1 protein-coding gene is annotated in these 2,018 nt (G+C 72.8%); it reads right to left on the bottom strand.

Annotated features, from left to right (window positions below):
• Positions 1–140 precede the first annotated feature (140 nt).
• Positions 141–1,730 (bottom strand): phosphoglycerate dehydrogenase, encoded by a 1,590-nt coding sequence (gene serA, locus ACFW1I_RS04165; protein ID WP_384665849.1) that lies wholly within the window; start codon positions 1,728–1,730, stop codon positions 141–143.
• Positions 1,731–2,018 lie beyond the last annotated feature (288 nt).

Raw genomic sequence — 2,018 nt, 5'->3', positions numbered from 1 at the left:
CGCCGCGGCCCGCGGGCGGCCCCCGCGGGCGGCGCCCCCGCCCACCACCCCCCCCCCGCCCGTCCGGGCCCCCCCCCCCCCCCCCCCCGGCCCCCCCCCCCCCCGCGGGGCGCCGGGGTGCGGGTGGTTTCGGGAGGGACTCAGACCAGGTTGACCGAGCGGGCCGAGGTGGCGCCGATCTCCGTGGCGATCTCCGCGATGACGGCCGCCGGGACGGTGTCGTCCACGGTGAGCACGACGAGGGCCTCGCCGCCCTCCTCCGTGCGGGAGACCTGCATGCCGGCGATGTTCAGACCGGCCTCGCCGAGGATCCGGCCGACGGTGCCGACGACGCCGGGACGGTCCTCGTAGCGCAGCACCACCATGTGGTCGGCGAGCGCGAGGTCCACGTCGTAGTCGCCGACGGCGACGATCTTCTGGAGGTGCTTGGGGCCGGCCAGGGTGCCGGAGACGGCGACCTCCTCGCCGCTGGAGAGCGTGCCGCGCACGGTGACCACGTTGCGGTGGTCGGGCGACTCGGAGCTGGTGGTGAGGCGGACCTCGACACCGCGCTCCTGCGCGAAGAGCGGCGCGTTCACGTACGACACGGTCTCGTCGACCACGTCCTCGAACACGCCCTTGAGCGCGGAGAGTTCGAGCACCTTGACGTCGTGCTGGGTGATCTCGCCGTACACCTCGACGTCGAGGCGGGCCGCGACCTCGCCCGCGAGGGCGGTGAAGATGCGGCCGAGCTTCTCGGCGAGCGGCAGACCCGGCTTCACGTCCTCGGCGATGACGCCGCCCTGGACGTTGACCGCGTCCGGGACCAGCTCGCCGGCGAGCGCGAGGCGCACGGACCTGGCGACGGCGATGCCGGCCTTCTCCTGGGCCTCGTCGGTGGAGGCGCCGAGGTGCGGGGTGCAGACGACCTGGTCGAGCTCGAAGAGCGGGGAGTCCGTGCAGGGCTCCTTCGCGTACACGTCGAGGCCGGCGCCGGCGACCCGGCCCTCCTTGATGGCCGAGTACAGCGCGGCCTCGTCGACGATGCCGCCGCGGGCCGCGTTGACGATGCGGACGCTCGGCTTGACCTTGTGCAGCGCCTCGTCACCGATGAGACCGACGGTCTCGGGGGTCTTCGGCAGGTGGACGGTGATGAAGTCGGCGACCTCCAGGAGCTCGTCCAGGGCCAGCAGCTTCACCCCCATCTGGGCGGCGCGGGCCGGCTGCACGTAGGGGTCGTACGCGACGATCTTCATGCCGAAGGCGGACATGCGCTGGGCGACCAGGACGCCGATGCGGCCGAGGCCGACGACACCGAGGGTCTTCTCGCTGAGCTCGACGCCGGTGTACTTGGAGCGCTTCCACTCGCCGTTCTTCAGCGCGGTGTTGGCCTGCGGGATGTTGCGCGCGGTGGCGACGAGCAGACCGCACGCGAGCTCGGCGGCGGTGACGATGTTGGAGGTCGGGGCGTTCACGACCATCACGCCGGCCTTGGTGGCGGCGGAGACGTCCACGTTGTCCAGGCCGACGCCGGCGCGGGCGACGACCCGCAGCTTCTTGGCGGCGGCGATGGCCTCCGCGTCGACCTTGGTGGCCGAGCGGACGAGGATGGCGTCGACGTCGGCGATCGCGGGGAGCAGCTCGGCGCGGTCGGCGCCGTCGCAGTGCCGGATCTCGAAGTCCGGGCCCAGCGCGTCGACGGTGGCGGGCGACAGCTCTTCAGCGATGAGTACGACAGGTTTCGAGCTCACGTGAGTCCTCACAGAGGCAGTGCGGACGGCCGTCCCGACGGCCGCAGGCGGTGGAGGGGGCTTGCCGCGTGAAAGCGCACGACGCTGTGGGCCAGACGCGATGTTGTTGAGCAGTGTAGTGCCGCATCGGCGCACCTCGTGCGCCTCGTTGGAAGGATCACCCGTCCGTGGTTGGACGGGGTGTCCAAGGACGCGGCGCGGGGGGGGGGGGGGGGGGGGGGCCCCCCCCCCCGGGGGGTGCGCCGCGCACACCGGGAAACCCCCCAAAAAATTGGGGGAGCGCAAGAA

The organism is Streptomyces sp. NPDC058955, from assembly GCF_042741435.1.
GTDB lineage: Bacteria > Actinomycetota > Actinomycetes > Streptomycetales > Streptomycetaceae > Streptomyces.
The sequence above is the reverse complement of the archived record's forward strand: the minus strand, read 5'-3'. Positions and strand labels throughout refer to the sequence as shown.